This window comes from Nonomuraea sp. B5E05 (assembly GCF_039880665.1).
Classification (GTDB): Bacteria; Actinomycetota; Actinomycetes; order Streptosporangiales; family Streptosporangiaceae; genus Nonomuraea.
This window is the reverse complement of sequence record NZ_JBDPMJ010000008.1, coordinates 353126-369049: the sequence shown is the minus strand read 5'-3', so window position 1 is coordinate 369049 and position 15924 is coordinate 353126. Positions and strand designations below refer to the sequence as shown.

At 70.6% G+C, this 15924-nt stretch carries 16 protein-coding genes; 6 read left to right on the top strand and 10 right to left on the bottom strand.

The genetic code is table 11. The features are described 5' to 3' along the window. Positions 1 to 16: 16 nt before the first annotated feature. Genes ABGB01_RS18160 through ABGB01_RS18140 form a run of 5 tightly spaced genes read right to left on the bottom strand, consistent with a single transcriptional unit; the run spans position 17 to position 4924 of the window. Positions 17 to 898: a CoA-transferase gene (locus ABGB01_RS18160; RefSeq protein ID WP_132630226.1), complete on the bottom strand. Its 882-nt coding sequence runs from the start codon at positions 896 to 898 to the stop codon at positions 17 to 19. Next, the gene (locus tag ABGB01_RS18155) at positions 895 to 2478 is read right to left on the bottom strand and encodes an AMP-binding protein (protein ID WP_347774609.1); all 1584 of its coding nucleotides are present in this window, start codon (positions 2476 to 2478) and stop codon (positions 895 to 897) included. Before ABGB01_RS18155 ends, ABGB01_RS18160 begins: the two co-directional genes overlap by 4 nt. 17 nt (positions 2479 to 2495) lie before the next feature. Next, positions 2496 to 3278, bottom strand: a complete 783-nt coding sequence (locus ABGB01_RS18150; protein WP_347774608.1) for an alpha/beta hydrolase — start codon at positions 3276 to 3278, stop codon at positions 2496 to 2498. Continuing rightward, the gene (locus ABGB01_RS18145; RefSeq protein WP_347774607.1) at positions 3278 to 4123 is read right to left on the bottom strand and encodes an alpha/beta hydrolase; all 846 of its coding nucleotides are present in this window, start codon (positions 4121 to 4123) and stop codon (positions 3278 to 3280) included. The genes ABGB01_RS18150 and ABGB01_RS18145 overlap by 1 nt, the downstream gene beginning before the upstream one ends. A gap of 6 nt (positions 4124 to 4129) precedes the next feature. Beyond that, positions 4130 to 4924, bottom strand: a complete 795-nt coding sequence (locus ABGB01_RS18140; protein ID WP_347774606.1) for a CoA-transferase — start codon at positions 4922 to 4924, stop codon at positions 4130 to 4132. 193 nt (positions 4925 to 5117) lie between these two features. On the opposite strand from ABGB01_RS18140, the gene ABGB01_RS18135 reads away from it, so the two are divergent. Genes ABGB01_RS18135 through ABGB01_RS18110 form a run of 6 tightly spaced genes read left to right on the top strand, consistent with a single transcriptional unit; the run spans position 5118 to position 9798 of the window. After that, the gene (locus ABGB01_RS18135) at positions 5118 to 6008 is read left to right on the top strand and encodes a DUF6282 family protein (RefSeq protein ID WP_347774605.1); all 891 of its coding nucleotides are present in this window, start codon (positions 5118 to 5120) and stop codon (positions 6006 to 6008) included. A gap of 17 nt (positions 6009 to 6025) precedes the next feature. Then, positions 6026 to 6961 carry a hypothetical protein gene (locus ABGB01_RS18130; protein ID WP_347774604.1) on the top strand — a complete coding sequence of 312 codons (936 nt, stop codon included), beginning with the start codon at positions 6026 to 6028 and terminating at the stop codon, positions 6959 to 6961. Beyond that, positions 6958 to 7725, top strand: a complete 768-nt coding sequence (locus ABGB01_RS18125) for an aldolase/citrate lyase family protein (protein ID WP_347774603.1) — start codon at positions 6958 to 6960, stop codon at positions 7723 to 7725. Before ABGB01_RS18130 ends, ABGB01_RS18125 begins: the two co-directional genes overlap by 4 nt. Then, entirely contained in the window at positions 7722 to 8132 is a 411-nt protein-coding gene (locus ABGB01_RS18120; protein ID WP_347774602.1) for a lipocalin-like domain-containing protein, read from the top strand. The genes ABGB01_RS18125 and ABGB01_RS18120 overlap by 4 nt, the downstream gene beginning before the upstream one ends. Beyond that, a complete protein-coding gene (locus ABGB01_RS18115; RefSeq protein WP_347774601.1) occupies positions 8129 to 8995 on the top strand; it encodes an amidohydrolase family protein in 867 nt (288 codons plus the stop codon). Before ABGB01_RS18120 ends, ABGB01_RS18115 begins: the two co-directional genes overlap by 4 nt. Positions 8996 to 9015: 20 nt before the next feature. After that, the gene (locus ABGB01_RS18110; protein WP_347774600.1) at positions 9016 to 9798 is read left to right on the top strand and encodes an amidohydrolase family protein; all 783 of its coding nucleotides are present in this window, start codon (positions 9016 to 9018) and stop codon (positions 9796 to 9798) included. A 67-nt stretch (positions 9799 to 9865) separates the two neighbouring features. Here the strand turns inward: ABGB01_RS18110 and ABGB01_RS18105 are convergent, their stop codons facing one another. From ABGB01_RS18105 to ABGB01_RS18085, 5 genes are all read right to left on the bottom strand, one after another. After that, the gene (locus tag ABGB01_RS18105; RefSeq protein ID WP_347774599.1) at positions 9866 to 10753 is read right to left on the bottom strand and encodes an SDR family oxidoreductase; all 888 of its coding nucleotides are present in this window, start codon (positions 10751 to 10753) and stop codon (positions 9866 to 9868) included. 16 nt (positions 10754 to 10769) lie between these two features. After that, positions 10770 to 12308 (bottom strand): ABC transporter substrate-binding protein, encoded by a 1539-nt coding sequence (locus tag ABGB01_RS18100; protein WP_347774598.1) that lies wholly within the window; start codon positions 12306 to 12308, stop codon positions 10770 to 10772. 85 nt (positions 12309 to 12393) lie between these two features. Then, positions 12394 to 13590 carry a cobalamin-independent methionine synthase II family protein gene (locus ABGB01_RS18095; protein WP_347774597.1) on the bottom strand — a complete coding sequence of 399 codons (1197 nt, stop codon included), beginning with the start codon at positions 13588 to 13590 and terminating at the stop codon, positions 12394 to 12396. Next, positions 13587 to 14678, bottom strand: a complete 1092-nt coding sequence (locus tag ABGB01_RS18090) for a peptidyl-alpha-hydroxyglycine alpha-amidating lyase family protein (protein WP_347774595.1) — start codon at positions 14676 to 14678, stop codon at positions 13587 to 13589. The genes ABGB01_RS18095 and ABGB01_RS18090 overlap by 4 nt, the downstream gene beginning before the upstream one ends. Continuing rightward, entirely contained in the window at positions 14636 to 15886 is a 1251-nt protein-coding gene (locus ABGB01_RS18085) for an amidohydrolase family protein (protein WP_347774594.1), read from the bottom strand. The genes ABGB01_RS18090 and ABGB01_RS18085 overlap by 43 nt, the downstream gene beginning before the upstream one ends. Positions 15887 to 15924: the final 38 nt, after the last annotated feature.

Below are 15924 nucleotides of genomic sequence, written 5' to 3'. Positions count from 1 at the left end.
CCCGCGCCGACCCCGCTCAGCGGAACGTCTGCTGGAGACCCAGCAGCCGCCGGGCGCCCACCTTGTCCAGATATTCCTGGTGGTCCTTGACCCCGAACACGTACTCGTCCAGGTACTCCTTGGTACGGTCCTGGGCGGCGAGATCCCGGTACTCCACCAGCCGCTCCCGGTCGTAGGCGTAGTGTCCCGGGGAGGACAGCGGATAGGAGCCGTAGGGCGCGTGGGCGACGTGGTCCACGATCGCGCCGGGGATGGACACCAGGCGCGGGTCGGGGGCCGGAGCGTACTCGTCGAGGATCTCGTCCGAGCTGATGATGACGTGGTCGCTCGCCTTCGCCATCACGTCCTCGAACCGCCGCTGGCCGAAGATCTGCGCGTTGCCCTTCCGGTCGGTGACCTGCGCGTGGAACAGTCCGTAATCCGCCCGCAGCGCGGGAATCGTGGTCACGGTACGCCCGGTGTACGGATCGGTCGTCGTCCGGACGTCCTTGTTGACCTTGGGCAGGTCGGTGCCCTCGTACAGCGGGGGAAGCGGCAGGAACGGCAGCATGCTCGCGCCGGCGCGGAAGCCGTAGACGATGTACGCCTCGTCCCCCTCGACGATCTCGATCGACTGGCTCTCCGCGGCCCGGCGGTAGTTCGGCGCCATGCCGAGGAACTCCAGCCCGACATAGGACACGTGCAGCCGTTTGACACAGCCGGCGGCGATGAGCATGTCCACGGGCGGACCCGCGCTCGGCGTCGGGATCAGCTCCAGGTCCCTGGCCCCGCGCCGGATCAGCGCGTTCACCAGCGCCATCGGGCCGTTGTGGGAGTGCACGCCGCCCAGCGCGATCGTGGCTCCGTCGGGGATGCCGGCGACCGCTTCCTCGGGGGTCGTCACCTTGTTCGCGCTCATCGCCTGAACTCCTTAGCCGCGGCGTCGCCGCCGGTGGTCGCCTCGCCGAGCAGCCGCGTCCCGGTGACGCGCTTCAGCTCGGCCCTCCTGATCTTGCCGCCCTCGTCGACCGGCAGGTCGCTCACGAACTCGACCTCGCGTGGCCGCTTGTAGCCGGCCAGCCGTTCGGCGCAGTAGTCGAGGACCTGCTGCTCCGTCAGCGCCGCATCCGGCGCCCGCTGCACCAGCGCCTTGACCGACTCGCCGAACCGCTCGTGCGGCACGCCGATCACCGCGGCGCGGGCCACGCCCGGGCAGGCCTGCAGCACCGCCTCGACCTCACCGGCGTACACGTTCTGCGCCCCCGACCGGATGACGCCCTGCGCCCGGTCGGCGAGGTAGATGTAGCCGCGCTCGTCCCGCCAGGCCATGTCGCCGAGCCGGAGCCAGCCGTCCTTGAGCACCGCGCGGGTCACCTCCGGCTGACTCCAGTAGCCGGAGAACACGCTGGCCGCCCGGATCCGCATCTCGCCGGTCTCCCGTTCGGCCACCTCGCGGTCCTCGGCGTCGAAGATCTTGACCTCGGCGAACGCGGCGGGCCGGCCCACCGGGACGATCGAGGTGGCCTCGGTGCGCAGGAAGTTACGGTGGTCGTCCGGGGTGAGCAGCGCCACGAAACCCCCCGCCTCCGTCGCCCCGAACGCGTGGTAGAACTCCAGGTCCAACGCCTCCGCCAGGGACCGGATGAGGCTCCACGACACCGACGCGCCGCCGTACCCGACCAGTTTGAGCGCGCTCGCGCGCGTGAGGTCGAGCTCGGGCAGCGCCCGCACCAGGTCGACCAGCATGGTCGGCACCAGGAAGGCGTGCTCGACCCCGAACCTGTCGATGTCGTCGACGAACGCGGCCGGGTCGAAGCGCCTGCGCAGCAGCAGCGGGACGCCGAGGTAGGCGGTGGTCGTCACGAAGGACGCGCCGACCCCCAGCGTCAGCGGCACCGAGATCCAGGTGGGGCCGCCGCGCGGCACGTTGACCTCGCACAGGTAGTTGGCCGTGCTGGCGAGCTGCTGGTCGTGCGTGGCCATGCAGCCCTTGGACGCGCCGGTGGTGCCGCTGGTGTAGCGCAGCGAGCGCAGCTCGTCGCCCGTGCCCGTCTCGGGCACCTCGCCCGGGTCGCCGGAGGCGACCAGGTGCGCGAATGATCCTTGCTCGTCGTCGCCCAGGCCGATGCTGTAGATGCCGCGAATGCCCGGCACCTGCGTGGCCGCCTCGACCGCGGCGGCGGTGTCACAGATGATGGCGGACGCGCCCGAGTGGGTGAGGATGCGGGCGATCTCGGGTGCGGTCAGCCGGGTGTTGATCCCCACGGTGACCAGGTTGGCCTTCCACGCGCCGTGGAAGGCCGTCACGATGTGATGGCAGTTGGACATCACCAGCGCGATCCTCTCCTGCGCGCGGTATCCGAGCCCGATCAGCGCGTTGGCCAGCCGGTTGGTCTCGATGTCCAGCTCGGCCCAGGACAGCTGGGCCTGGTCGCAGATGACTGCGGGCAGCGGGCCTCGTCGTACCGCGTTCTGCCGCAGCAGGTTCTCGATTCGCATGCGTGTCCGTTCGTCGGTCAGCGGCCGAGTGCCCGCTCGACCAGGTCGGCGATGAGGTCGGGGCGCTCGATGTGGACGTTGTGCCCCGCGCCGGGCAGTACGGTGACCGAGTGCCCGAGCACCTCGGCCATGTCCGCCGGGTCGATGCCGGGATCGCGGTCACCGCAGGCCAGCTCGACCGGGCAGGTCACCCGGCGCATGCGGGCGGCCAGCTCGGGACCGGTGGCCGGGCCGGCCTTGGCGATGCCCGGATCGCCGGAGAGCCCGTAGCCGCCGTCGCGGGCCGTGACCCCGGTGGCGCGATCCTCGTCGGTGAACGGGGGCCCGGTCATCCCGGACACCCGCCCGAACAGCTCGCGCGCCTGCTCCTCGCCGGGGAAGACCCGGACCGGCCGCTCGGCCGTCGCGGCCCGCCGGGCCAGCTCCTCCTCGGTCCAGGCGACCTTCATCGCGACCACCGCGAGGGAGCCGACCGTGATGCCGCGGGTCCGGTCGGCGAGGGTCATCCCGATCATCCCGCCGAGCGAGTGGCCCACGACGGTCACCGGGCCCTGGACTCCGGTGAACGCGCCGGCCACGGCGTCGACTACCGCGTCGGCGTAACTCTCCGGCGAGTAGTCCTGACGATGGCCGGAGCGGCCGTGCCCCGGCAGGTCGGCGACCAGCCACCGGCATCGGGTGCCGCGCTCGCCGAGCCGCTGCAGCACCGGTCTCCAGACGGCTCCGGACGCGCCGGAGCCGTGCAGGAAGAGCACCGCGGGGCCGTCCTCGCCGCCGGACTCCAGATATACGTCGGCCATCACGCCTCCGCCTTCGTTCGCGCGAGAAACTGAAGCGCCACCTCGACGAACTCGGCCGAGCGCTCGATCTGCGGATAGTGACCGCTGCCGTCGATCGTCTCGGTCCGCACGTCAGGGATCTGCGCCGCCAGTTCCTGCCAGGTCAGCGGCGGCACCAGCCGGTCGTGCTGCCCCCGGACGAGGAGGGTGGGCACGGCGACGCGCCCGTAGTCGCGGGCGGGCGGGCGCACATGCGGCCGTCGTTCGCCGCTGTCACGTCCCGGCGCGCGCAGGCTGCCCGCCGCGGCGGTCTCCCACGCGCCCGGCACCATGCAGTACTCATGACGGCGGCGCAGGTAGTCCTCGTTGTGCTTCCAGCGCGGGTCGTGGAAGAGCACGTCCATCGACGGGCGCAGGCCGTCGATGGTGCCGTCGAAGTTCTCCAGTACGGCGCGGGCCTGCGCCACCGGGGCGGCCAGTCCGGTGCCCACCACGACCATCGAGCGGATCGGCCACTGGGGCGACGGCCGGTTGGCGACGTCGAGCAGCATCCGCCCGCTGAGTGAGGTGCCGATGAAGTCGGCCGAGTCGATGCGCAGGGTGCGCAGCACGCCGGCGACCTGCCGCAGCATGAGCCGGCGCTGGCCGCCGAAGTCGCGCAGCTTGTCGCTGTGCCCGAAGCCGACGAAGTCGAGCGCCAGCACGCGATGGTGCTCGGCCAGCGCCGGGACGCAGTTCTCCCAGGTGAGCCGTGCGGAGGCGCCGTACTCGCCGCCGTGCAGGAGGATCAGCGGAGGACCGTCCCCGGCTTCCAGATAGTGGGTCGTGCAGCCGTCGGCGACGACGTACCGATCGTTGAAGCTCATGAGCGCTCAGACCACGGCGGGGTAGCGGCGCAGCACACCATCGCGATCGACCTGGGTCCGGAGCAGGGTGAGCTCCTCGTCGCTGGGGGCGCCGACGGTCTGTACGTCGTCGGCGACCAGCAGCTCGAATCCGGTCGCCGCCTGGATCTTCTCGATGCTGCTCCACGGGTGGACCTTGATCAGGCGCATCCGCTTGCTCTCCGGCTCGAAGTCGAACACGCCCAAGGGGGTGAACACCCGCCGGGGACCGTCGGACTCCGGGCGGAAGACCTTGGAGCGGGCGTCGCCGCCGTCGAGCCAGCCGGCGCCGCTGACGAAGTCGACCTTGTCGACGAAGATCTTCGGCGTGTGGTGCTGGGTGTAGATGTAGCTGGTCTTGAAACCGCCGAGGAAGATCAGGCCGATGGTGCCGGGGCCGCGCACCTTCGGTCTGTGCCAGTCGCCGATCATGGCCATGTTCAGGTTGCCGTGCTTGTCGATCTGCATGCCGCCGAGGAACGCGAAGTCGAAGCGCATCGCGGTCTCGAAGTCCACGACGTCGTCGAGGCTGAAGTGATATTCGCTGGTCACGAGGTTGCGGTAGTCGGCCGAGGACTCGGTCAACCGCTGGATCTTCGGGTTCATGGCGCCGCTGCCCCCGCAGAAGAAGGACAGGTTGGGCGCGTGCGTGAGCTGCGCCAGGCGCAGCCCGGCGGCGGGAATGTGCGATGCGGCGCCCACGGAGCCGAAGGCACCGTCGGCCATCTCGTGCGAGATGGAGATCGCCATCATCTCCGCCCAGGTGTAGGTCGCCTCCGGCACGTGGCCCCCAATCGGGTTCAAGCGACAGCGCAGCGCATCGCGCTGGACATCTCGCCGCGACAAGTACTTGTCAGAGCGGCGAGTCGCATTTATCGTACAGTAAGTCCGTAATTTGTAACAATGCTCTCGTGGCGGTGGTCCTGTCAAGGGTCATCGCGCCCTGGCCGGTGGCTACCGCGCAGGAGGAAGAACGATGACCCGACCCGCTATCGAGCGAATCCTGCACGGCCTTGTCGACCTGCACTGCCACTCCGGGCCCAACCCGCTGCCACGCGCGTTCGACCACGTCCAGGCCGCCAAGGACGGCGAGCGGCTGGGCATGCGCGCCTTCCTGGCGAAGTCCCATCACCACAACACGGTGATGGACCTCCTCGCAATGGGTGACCGCCTGGCCGGCGTGAGCACCGCCGTCTACGGCGGCATCGCGCTGAACAACCAGGTCGGCGGCATCAACCCGCACGCCGTGGAGATGTGCCTGCGGATGGGCGGACGATGCGTCTGGTTCCCCACCATCTCCTCCCGCGCGCACGTCGCACACCACAAGGCCGGCGGCGGCTTCCCCAAGCCGACGATCCCGCTGACCACGACCCAGGTCGACGTCCGCGGCCCCGACGGCGAGCTGATCCCCGAGGTCGGCCAGGTCATCAAGGTCGTCGCCGAGACTGGGGCGCTGCTCTCAGCCGGGCACATGGCCCCCGACGACATCCGGGAGGTCTTCACCGCCGCGCGCGACGCGGGAGTCCGGCGGCTGGTGGTCAGCCATCCGAACTTCGTGATCGGCTCCGACCCCGCGCAGTGCAAGGACTTCATCGAACTCGGCGCCTACATCGAGCACGAGACCAGCATGTACGACTCCGAGGTCGCCCAGGCGCGCGGCGGCCCGGACCTGCTGATGGACTGGATCGAACGGATCGGGCCTGAGCACACCGTGCTCGCCTCCGACCTGGGCCAGGTCGGCCGCCCGATGCCCGTCGACTCCTTCATCCGGGTCGGGTCCGCCCTGCTGGATCTCGGGCTGCCCGAGAAGGACCTGCGGCAGATGGTCCGCGTCAACCCGTCGTACCTGCTCGGCCTGGACGACTGACCGTAAGGACGAATCACATGTACAGCCCCAACGATCCTCGTGCGGCACTCAACACGAGCACGACCACGAGCACGACGGATCCGCACGCCCCCATCGCCGCGCTCGCCACCTACGAGTTCCTGGCGCTGCCGCCGGACGAGGTCACGGAGCTCGGCAGCAGGACCTGGTACGTGCGCGCCCAGAACTTCGTGCTCGCCTTCACCCGCCTGGTCGCCGGTGACACGCTGCGCCGCGACGCGACCGCGCAGCGGGAGGAGTACGTCATCGTCCTGCCCCATGACGACATCACGATCGACGTGACGGCCGGCGCCGAAAGCCAGGAGATGACCGGGCGCGGCGTGGTCATCGTGCCGCCCGGCGACAGCCACCTCAGCTCCCACGGCGACGCCGACCTGGTCCGTCTGTTCGACGTGCGGACCACCGACCTCCTCGCGCGCTGCGGCAACGCTGCGGCGTACGCCGAGGACCATCCGCGCGTCGCCCTGCTGGAGCCGTGGCCCGACCCGCCCGCCGGACACCGCCTGCGCGTCTACCGGAACGCCGACTTCCCGCTGGAGCCCGGCCGGTTCGGCCGCATCTTCCGGTCCAGCGCGTTCATGGTCAACTTCGGCGACCCCAGGAACGGCCCGCGCAATCCCGACCGGCTCTCCCCCCATCACCACGACGACTTCGAACAGTGCTCGCTGACCGTCGCCGGCGACTACATCCATCACGTCCGCACGCCCTGGACGTCGAAGCGCTCGCAGTGGCGCGCCGACGAGCACGCGGCCCTCGGCAGCCCCTCGGTCGCGATCATCCCGCCGCCCACCGAGCACACCAGTCAGGCGGTCGGCGAGGGCGACCACCTGCTCATCGACATCTTCAGCCCACCGCGCGCGGACTTCTCCGCCAAGGCCGGATGGGTGCTCAACGCCGATGAGTACCCCGCCCCCGAGCACATCTCGCCGGCATGACCTTCTTCGCGAACGCCTCCGCGCAGGCACCACGGCTGGGCACCTGGATCAAGCTGGCGACCACCGAGAGCGTCGACATCATGGCCGACGCCGGATTCGACTTCGTGGTCATCGATCTCGAACACGCCCCGCTCGATCTCACCCTCGCGGCCCGGATGATCGACCTCGCCACGGCCCACGGCGTCGACCCCCTGGTCCGCGTGCCCGATCACCAGGGCTCGACCATCCAGCGGGTCCTCGACGCCGGCGCGCGGGGCATCCTGGTCCCCCACGTCGACTCAGTGGCCGACGCCGAACGGGTGGTCGCGGCCACCCGCTTCCCGCCCCTCGGCCGGCGGGGCGCGGGCGGAACCAGCCGAGCCGGCCGATGGGGGCTGACGCCCCGGGACGAGTACATCCGGGTCGGCAACGAGGACGTCGTCTGCATCCCCCAGTTGGAGAGCCCGGACGCCATCGACGCCGCCGCCGGCATCCTCGCGGTGCCGGGGATCGACGCGGTGTTCCTGGGCGCCGGCGACCTGTCCGTCTCCCTCGGGCTCCGCGTGAACGATCCCGTGGTCAAGGAGTCGCTCGACCGGGCGCGGGCCGCCGCCGCGGCTGCGGGCAAGCCCTGCGGCGCGGCCTGCGTGGACGCGCCCTCGGCCGTCCGGACCGCGGCGCTCGGCCACCAGTTCCTCATCATGGGCAACGACGCCACCATGCTCGCCCGCACGGCCCATTCGATGGCGCGGGCGTTCCGTGAGCAGATCGGCGGCGATTCATGATCGTCGGTAGCTGGCGGCTGGTCGACTACGTGATGGAGGGAGAGCCCGACGACGGCGCGCGCCCCCTCGGGGACAAGCCCCTCGGCCTGCTCATCTACGGGCCCGACGGCCACATGTCGGTGCAGTACATGGCCGGCGACCGTCCGCCGCTGGCGTCGGCCAACTGGCGCTGGGCCACCGACGCGGAGAAGCTCGCCGCCGTACGGACCTACGGCGCGTACGGCGGACGCTACGAATGGGCCGGCGACCGCGTCGTCCACCAGGTGGAGGCCGCCATCTACCCCAACTGGATCGGCGCCGAGCTGGTCCGGCTCGCCGTCGTGGACGGGGACCGGCTGATCCTGCGCGCCGAGCGAACCCCCGGCCGGCCGCCCACCCCCATCCTCACCTGGGAGCGCATCCGATGACCCTGATCGACGGCCACGCGCACCTGGTGACCGACGACCCGGCCTACCCGTTCGACCCGCCCGGCGGCACGGTCGCCGAAGCCGTACGGAAGGACCCGATGACCGCGGAGCGGCTGCTCGCCGCGCTGCGGGAGCACGGGTTGTCGGGCGCGATCGCCGTCCAGCGCGCGCACGTGTACGGCTACGACAACAGCTACGTGGTGGACTCGGCGGCCCGGTACCCCGACCGGCTCGCCGCCATGTGCGTGCTCGACGCGCAGGCGCCGGACGCGGCGGAGATGGTGCGCCACTGGGCGAAGCGCGGTGCCGTGGCCGTCCGCCTCACCTCGCCGGGCGGTAACCAGCACGGCGGCACGCCCGGCACCGGGTGGTTCGCCGGCGCGCAGGCCCGCCGGGTGTGGCGGCAGGCGAGCGAGCTGGGGCTGTCGATGTGCCTGCACATCTACCGCTGGAACCGCGACGTGAGCCTGCGGGCGCTCGCCTCGGTGACCCGCGAGTTCCCCGGCACGCCGGTCGTCGTCGATCACATCGGGAGCGTCGAGACGGACCGCGCCGCCCCCTACCCGGGGGCCGACGGGCTGCTCGCGCTGGCCGACCTGCCGCAGGTCCTCGTCAAGGTGACGACGCTCAACCTCGCGAGGAACATCTCGGCGGGGATCAAGCCGTCGGTCGTGGTCGAGTGGCTGGTCTCCCGGTTCGGCGCCGAGCGGGTGCTGTGGGGGTCGGACGTCACCCAGACCCCCGGCGCGTACGCGGACATGGTGCGGATCGCCCGCGAGTCGGTCTCCGGCCTGTCCGACCGGGACGCCGCCCTGGTCCTCGGCGGCACGTCCGCCTCGCTCTACCGCGTCGGAACACCATGACGGGCGGCCGCGTGCCTCTCGTGGACACTCATGTCCACCTGTTCACCCGCGCGCTGCCTCTCGCGGCGCGGGCGTGGACCCGGCCCGAGGGCGAGCTGACGGCGCAGACGTTCCTGTCGATGATGGACGAGCACGGCGTCGGCTACGGCGTGGTCTCCGCGATGAGCCTGCTCGGGGACCTGAACGACTACACGATCGGCGCGTTGCGCGAGCACGGGCGGCTGCGCGGGACCGTCATCGTCGACCCCGCCACCGATCGGTACGTCCTGGAACGGATGAAGGCGGACGGCGTGGTGGGCGTGCGGTTCCAGTGGCGGCGGCTCGCGGACCTGCCGGATCTCACCGACCCGGCGTACCGGCGGCTGCTGTTCCGGGTCGCGGACCTCGACTGGCACGTCGAGGTGAACATCGAGGGCGAGCGGTTGCCGCCGGTGCTCGACCGGCTGACCGCCTCCGGGGTGAAGGTCGTCGTCGACCACTTCGGCGATCCTGACCGGGAATCCGGCTACGCCGGAGCCGGTGGCGCGGCGCTGCTGCGGGCCCTCGGCACCGGCAGGGTGTGGGTGAAGCTGTCCGCGGGCTACCGCTTCGGCGTCGGCCCCGACACCCTGGCCGGCCACGCGGCTACCCTGATCGAGGCCGCCGGGCCGGAGCACGTCTTCTGGGGCAGCGACGCCCCGTTCGTCGGCGCCCGCCGGCAGGTCACCTATCGCGACGCCGTGAACTCCTTCGCCCACCTCGTGCCCGACGCCGGACTGCGCCGCCGGATCTCACTGGCCGCGCACGCCTTCTACTTCGGCTGAGCACGTACGGCGTCCGAGCCGAACGAAGCCGAGCCGCCCCGGCACCGGCCGGGGCGGCTCTCGCCGGTCACTTCGGGGGCGGGGTGTGGCTCTGCAGATGCTCCGAGAACCCGGCGAAGTCGGCGGCGAGTTGCTCGGCGCTCCACCCACCGTCGCGATACGTGACGAACGCCTCCTTGGGATGCGCCCAGATCGCGAACCGGTCGCCGCCGAACCCGATGTACTGCCCGGTGACGCCGGCCGACTCGTCGGAGGCCAGGTAGACGACGAGCGGCGCCACGTCCTCAACCTTGCCGATGCCGCGCCGGCGCAGGTCGGCCGGGACCGGCCCGCCGGCCTCGACCGAGGCGACCACCTCGGTCAGGGCCGGGATGGTCGCGGCCATCCTGGTCAGCGCGGTGGGCACGATCGCGTTCACGGTCACGCCCAGCTTCGCCGTCTCGATCGACCACACCCGCACCATGCTGATGATGGCCGCCTTGGACGCGGCGTACGCCGTCTGCCCGAAGCTGCCGTACTGACCGGCCGGTGAGCCGACCAGGATCAGCCGGCCACCGCCGCCCTGCTCACGGAACCGGCGCACCGCGGCGCGACCGCAGGTGAAGGTGCCGCGTACGTGGCTGTCCACCACGAGGTCGAACTCCTCGTCCGTGACCTTGGCCAGGGTCCGGTCACGCAGCGCGCCGGCGTTCGTGCACATCACGTCCAGGCGGCCGAACTCGGAGACCGCCCGCCGCACCAGCGCGTCGGCCGACTCCGTGGGGCCGACCGCGCACACCTCGGCGACGGCACGACCTCCGGCTGCGGTGATCGCCTCGACGGTCTCCTTGGCGACGTCGGCGTCGATGTCGTTGACCACCACGGCGGCACCGGCCGCGCCCAGCGCCTCGGCGTACGCGCGGCCGAGGCCACGCCCTGATCCGGTGACGATGGCCACCTTGTCGTTGAGCCGCATGGGCTTCCTTTCTGCGTTATTTGCTGATCTTCACTGAGGCGAAGTCATAGTCACCGATCACCGGCGCGTCGAGTCCGGTCACTCCCTTGCGGTAGGCCGCCACGTAGGTCACGCCGCACACCGGAATCACCGGCGGCCCGGCCTCCACGACCTTCTTGATGATCTCCTGCATCGGCGCCTTGCGTTCCTCGACGTCCTCGCTGGCCCGCGCCTTCGCCAGCAGCTCGCCGACCCCGTCAAGGGAGAAGCCGCCCGGGTTGTACGAGCCGCCCTTCATGTAGAAGTCCTGGACGAACTGGGTCGGGTCGGGCCGCCCGGCCTGCACCAGCGCCACGGTGGCGGTGAACTTGCCGGTCCGGCGGGCGCTGATCATCTGCTGGAACTCCAGCACCTTGATCGTGGCCTTGATGCCCACCTCCTTCAGCTGTGCCTGCAGCGCCTGGGCCAGCACCTGGTACGACGTGTTGGGGCCGACCTCCAGCGTCAGCTCCATGCCGTCCGGGAAGCCGGCCTCGGCCAGGAGCTGCTTGGACTTCTCCGGGTCGTGATAGGAGGACACGTCGTTCAGCTCGGGCACGTTCGCCCAGAAGCCCTCCTGGAACGGCTGCACCACGCCGACACAGGTGTTCTCGAACAGGTTCTTGTTGAGCGACTCACGATCGATGGCGTACAGCAGCGCCTGCCTGACCTTCGGGTTCTTGAGCTCCGGCTGCTTGGTGTTCAGCAGGATCCCGTTGAAGGTGGTGTTGGGGGCCTTGATCACCGTCATGCCCGCCGCCTCGGACTCCTCGATCTGGTCCGGCTTGATCGAGGTGCCGTCGGCCTGCCCCGATTTCACCGCACGCAGCCGGGTCGTCTCATCGGAGTAGACGGTCATCTCCACGCCGCCGATGGTCGTCTCGGCGGCGTTCCAGTAGTCCTCGAACTTCTTGAAGGAGACCTTTCCCTCCTCCAGCGAGGTGAGCTCGAAGGCTCCGGTGCCGACCGGCTTGGACGGGAGACTCGGATCGTCGAGCGCACCGGGCGCGACCACGATGCCGGCCTCACCGGCGAGCACGCTGATCATGTAACCGGCAGGCTCGGAGAACGTCAGTTTCAGCTCGGTCGGGCTGACCGCCTCGACCTTGTCGAGGACCGACAGCGCCGACGCGAGGTTGCCGCTCTTCTTGAACGCCTCCAGCGACGCCTTGGCGGCCTCGGCGTTGAAGTCCTCACCGTTGTGGAACTTCACCCCCTCGCGCAGCTTGAGCGTGATCACCTTGTTGTCGTCCGAGAACGTCCACTCCGTCGCCAGACCCGGCTCGATCTCACCGGCCATGCTCCGGCCGATCAGGGATTCGTAGACCACGTCGAGGAACACCGGGTCGAGCGGGGCGGCCTTACGGGGGTCGAAGGAGGTGGGGTTGCCCGGCACGGCCCAGCGCAGGACGGCCGCACCGTCGGGAGCGCCGGCGGCGTTCGACGACGGCTGGTCGGTCGTCCCGGCGCCACAGCCGGAGAGGGCGAGACCGGTGGCGAGGACCACGCCGGCCGATTTGACTGCTGCTCGTTTCACGGCTTTGCCTCCATATTTCAGAAGCGAGCTTGGCTGGTTTGACTGGTGACCCGCCCGCACCAGGTCCTCCGTTGTGAGCCGCGGGCTAGTCGGCCCACAAGCGCTTGCTGGCGATCGCGGCGCCTTCGGACAGCGCGGCGAGCTTCGCCCACACGATCTCCTCGTGGCCCACGCGCGATCCGATTCCGCAGTCGGTCCCCGCCTGCAGGTTCTCCTTGCCCACCACGCCGGCGAAGTTCGTCAGCCGTTCGGCGATCAGTTCCGGATGCTCGACCAGGTCGGTGGCGTGGCTGACCACGCCGGGCACCAGGATCTTGCCCTCGGGCAGTTTGATGTCCTCCCACACCCGCCACTCATGTGCGTGCCGGACATTTCCTGACTCGATGGCGTAAGCCTGTGTGTTGACCTTGATCAGCAGATCCGCGATGTGTTCGAGGCCGATGTCGTGCGTGTGCGGCCGGTGACCGCTGCCCCAGCAGGTGTGCATCCGGATCTGCTCGGCCGGCAGCCCGTCGATGCTGTGGTTGATCACCTCGACCGCGAACTCGAGGTAGCGGCGCAACTCCTCGACCGTCCACTCAGGATGGAACTGCCAGGTGGTCGCGAACTCGGGCTCGTCGATCTGCAGCACCAGCCCGGCGTCGGTGACCGCCCGGTACTCCTCGCGGAGCGCCTCCGCGACCGCGAACATGTACTCTTCCTCGCTCGCGTAGTGCTCGTTCCGCGCGCCCGCGCCCAGGCTGAGCGGCCCCAGCGCGGCGATGAAGCCGTCCACCTCCTTGCCCTCGACGGCCGTCTTCATCGCTGCGATGTCGGCGGCGATGGCGTCCTGGCCGATGTACGTGATCGGCGAGGTGCACACCCGGCCCGACGTCGGCATCTTCGGTACGGCGCCGGGGGTCGCGAAGCCGGGCCTGACCGGGCCACCGGATCCCGACAACCACAGGCCGGAGGCGTAGGTGCCCGGGAAGTCCGCCTTGTCGCGCGCGGCGACGTACTCGCGCTTCGGCGGGACACTCGGGTCGATGGGCAGCACCTCCCAGCCCGTCACCCGGGCGTGGATGTAGCCGCTGTAGCCGGCCATGTTCGCCGCCTTGACGTACTCGCCGTCGTTGACGGTGTCGATGCCGCACTCCATCTGACGGGCGACGACCTCGGCCACCGCGCCCGGCAGGCGCGCGTCGATGGCCTCCCGATCACCCTGGGCGATCAGATCGTCCAGGTCCCCGGGACGCGGCAGATTGCCGCCGTGCGAGGTGAGGATCCGGTTTTCGCGCCTCATGCGAGTCTCCTAGCCACGATGTCTTCTCCCGCGCCGACGCGCAGGAACTTCTGCAGTTGGTGCCGGGCGCTCGACTGCGCGACCCAGCCGGGTCTGATGGCGAAGCTGTACGTCACCTCCGCGACGTACAGGTCACCGTGGGAGTCCAGGGCGATCCCGTGCGGTGCGATGAAATTGCCGGTCGCCGTACGATCCGTCGTGGAGTCCCCCCACCGCTCGGCCACGCGCCCGTGCGGATCCAGCACGGTCAGGCGGGCGGGCTGGTCCTGCTCCGCCTCCCCGTGCACGAAGGAGCGCTTGCCCTCCGGCCGCCACAGTTCGACGACGTACACCGAGCCGTCCGGGGCGATGGTGAGGTCGCACGGGCGCCGGAGGTCCGTCCACTCCTCGATGAAGCGGCCCTCGGGGGTGAAGATCTGGATCCGGTCGTTCTCCCGGTCGCCGACGAACACCCGCCCGTCCGGCGCGATGTCCAGGCAGTGCGGCAGATGGAACTGCCCGGGGCCGGTGCCGGGCTCGCCCCACGAGCCGATCAGGTCACCGGACGCCGTGAACCTGTGCACCCGGCTGTTGCCGTACCCGTCGCTCACGTAGAGGTCGCCGTCCGGGGCGACGGCCAGGTTGGTGGGGCGGTTGAACGGCCCGCCCGCGTACCGGACGCCCTCGACGCTGTGCACGCGCACCGGACGGCCGGATGCGAACCCGGTGTCCGACGCCACGCCGGCCGTGCCCAGCGTCATGAGCAGGTCACCCTCGGGGGTGAACTTGCGGACCGTGTGGTCGCCCGCGTCGACGCAGTAGACGCCGCCGTCCGGCCCGACGGTCAGCCCGTGCGGCGTGGTGAACAGGCCCTTTCCCCAGCTGCGTACGAAGGTGCCGTCGCGCTCGTACACGATGACCTGGCCGTCGAAGCGGGTGAACAGGTAGACGCGGTCGGCGGCGTCGACGTCCACCGCGGCCACGTCCGCGTGCTGGAGGCCCTCCGGCAGCCGCTCCCAGTCGCCGTCGACCTCGAACCGGCGCGCGTGCCCGCGCGTCACCGCCGTCATGACGCCGCCCCGGAGCGCGGCGCCGGCAGCCAACCCCACGGGTGTGTCCCCCAGCCGGGCGCGATCAGCGCGCCGGCCCGTACGGTCTGCACCGGCCGCAGGCCGAAGCCGCCGTGGAACACCTCCTGCCTGGTGTCGACGAACTCGAAGTCGCCCTCGACCAGGTCGAGCACCGTCAGGTCGGCTTCCCGGCCGACCGCGATCGCGCCGAGCTCATGCTCGGCGCGGATCGCCCGCGCCGCGTTCGCCGTGGTCATCCGGACCACCTCGGACAGGGTGTAGCCCACGGCCATGAACTTCGCCATGCACTCCAGCAGGGAGTGGAAGGTCTCGCCCGCCGCCGTCAGGTCACTGCTGATGGTGTCGGGCAGGAGGCCGATCGCGCGTTGCTCGCTCGCGACCCGGTAGCCGAAGTTCCCCCTGCCCAGCGCCGAGTCCAGGGTGATGCCGCGCTCCCGGGCGGCGAGCAGGGCGGGCATCATCCGGTCCGCCGCGTCCATCACGCCACCGTGGTTCGGCGTGCACAGATGGGTGAGGATGTCGCCCGCGTCGAGCTGTTCGATGGCGAAGCGGGTGGCCGGTTCGAGCAGGTGCGGATCGGGCCGCCGCCGCGCGGACAGGTCGCCGATGTGCACCATCAGCGGGACCCCGTGCTCCCTGGCCACCGCCTTGGTCGCGGACACGATGTCCTTGCCGTGCGTGGCGACCAGCGGTCCGACCAGCCGCAGCTTGATCCCCTGGACCAGCTCCGGGTTGGCGGCGACGCACCTGGCGATCGCGACCGGGTCGATCTCGGCCAGGTCGTTGACATCGATCATGGTGGGCATGGTGTGCGCGTAGCTGCCGATGTTCAGGTACGGGATGACCCGCGTCCTGGCGTTCGGCTGGATGTAGGCGGAGAAGACGCCGATGTTGGCGACGCCGACGGATCCGGCGTCGACCAGCGTGGTGACTCCCGAACGCACGCCGATGTCGTCGGGGTCGCAGCCTTCCATGCCCACGCCGGGGGTGATCGCCCCGTGCGCGACGTGCGTGTGGATGTCGATCAGGCCGGGGACGACGTAGCGCCCGGAGCCGCTCGCGTCGATCACCCGGCGCGCCGAGTCCGCCGGGATGTCCTCCCGCACCGCCGTGACCCGGCCGCCGGTCACGGCGATGTCCATGACGCCGTCAAGCCCCTGCCCGGGGTCCAGGACCCGGCCGCCCTTGATCAACAGGTCGCACCGGGTGGCCTGGTCGTCGCTCATCAGTCCTCCTGTCAGTGCCGCGGATCGCGGCGTGTCCC

Excerpts from the sequence above, each read along its gene's own strand:
- ABGB01_RS18160 (WP_132630226.1), bottom strand. The coding sequence starts at position 898 with ATGAGCGCGAACAAGGTGACGACCCCCGAGGAAGCGGTCGCCGGCATC.
- ABGB01_RS18155 (WP_347774609.1), bottom strand. The coding sequence starts at position 2,478 with ATGCGAATCGAGAACCTGCTGCGGCAGAACGCGGTACGACGAGGCCCG.
- ABGB01_RS18150 (WP_347774608.1), bottom strand. The coding sequence starts at position 3,278 with ATGGCCGACGTATATCTGGAGTCCGGCGGCGAGGACGGCCCCGCGGTG.
- ABGB01_RS18145 (WP_347774607.1), bottom strand. The coding sequence starts at position 4,123 with ATGAGCTTCAACGATCGGTACGTCGTCGCCGACGGCTGCACGACCCAC.
- ABGB01_RS18135 (WP_347774605.1), top strand. The coding sequence starts at position 5,118 with ATGACCCGACCCGCTATCGAGCGAATCCTGCACGGCCTTGTCGACCTG.
- ABGB01_RS18130 (WP_347774604.1), top strand. The coding sequence starts at position 6,026 with ATGTACAGCCCCAACGATCCTCGTGCGGCACTCAACACGAGCACGACC.
- ABGB01_RS18125 (WP_347774603.1), top strand. The coding sequence starts at position 6,958 with ATGACCTTCTTCGCGAACGCCTCCGCGCAGGCACCACGGCTGGGCACC.
- ABGB01_RS18120 (WP_347774602.1), top strand. The coding sequence starts at position 7,722 with ATGATCGTCGGTAGCTGGCGGCTGGTCGACTACGTGATGGAGGGAGAG.
- ABGB01_RS18115 (WP_347774601.1), top strand. The coding sequence starts at position 8,129 with ATGACCCTGATCGACGGCCACGCGCACCTGGTGACCGACGACCCGGCC.
- ABGB01_RS18105 (WP_347774599.1), bottom strand. The coding sequence starts at position 10,753 with ATGCGGCTCAACGACAAGGTGGCCATCGTCACCGGATCAGGGCGTGGC.
- ABGB01_RS18095 (WP_347774597.1), bottom strand. The coding sequence starts at position 13,590 with ATGAGGCGCGAAAACCGGATCCTCACCTCGCACGGCGGCAATCTGCCG.
- ABGB01_RS18085 (WP_347774594.1), bottom strand. The coding sequence starts at position 15,886 with ATGAGCGACGACCAGGCCACCCGGTGCGACCTGTTGATCAAGGGCGGC.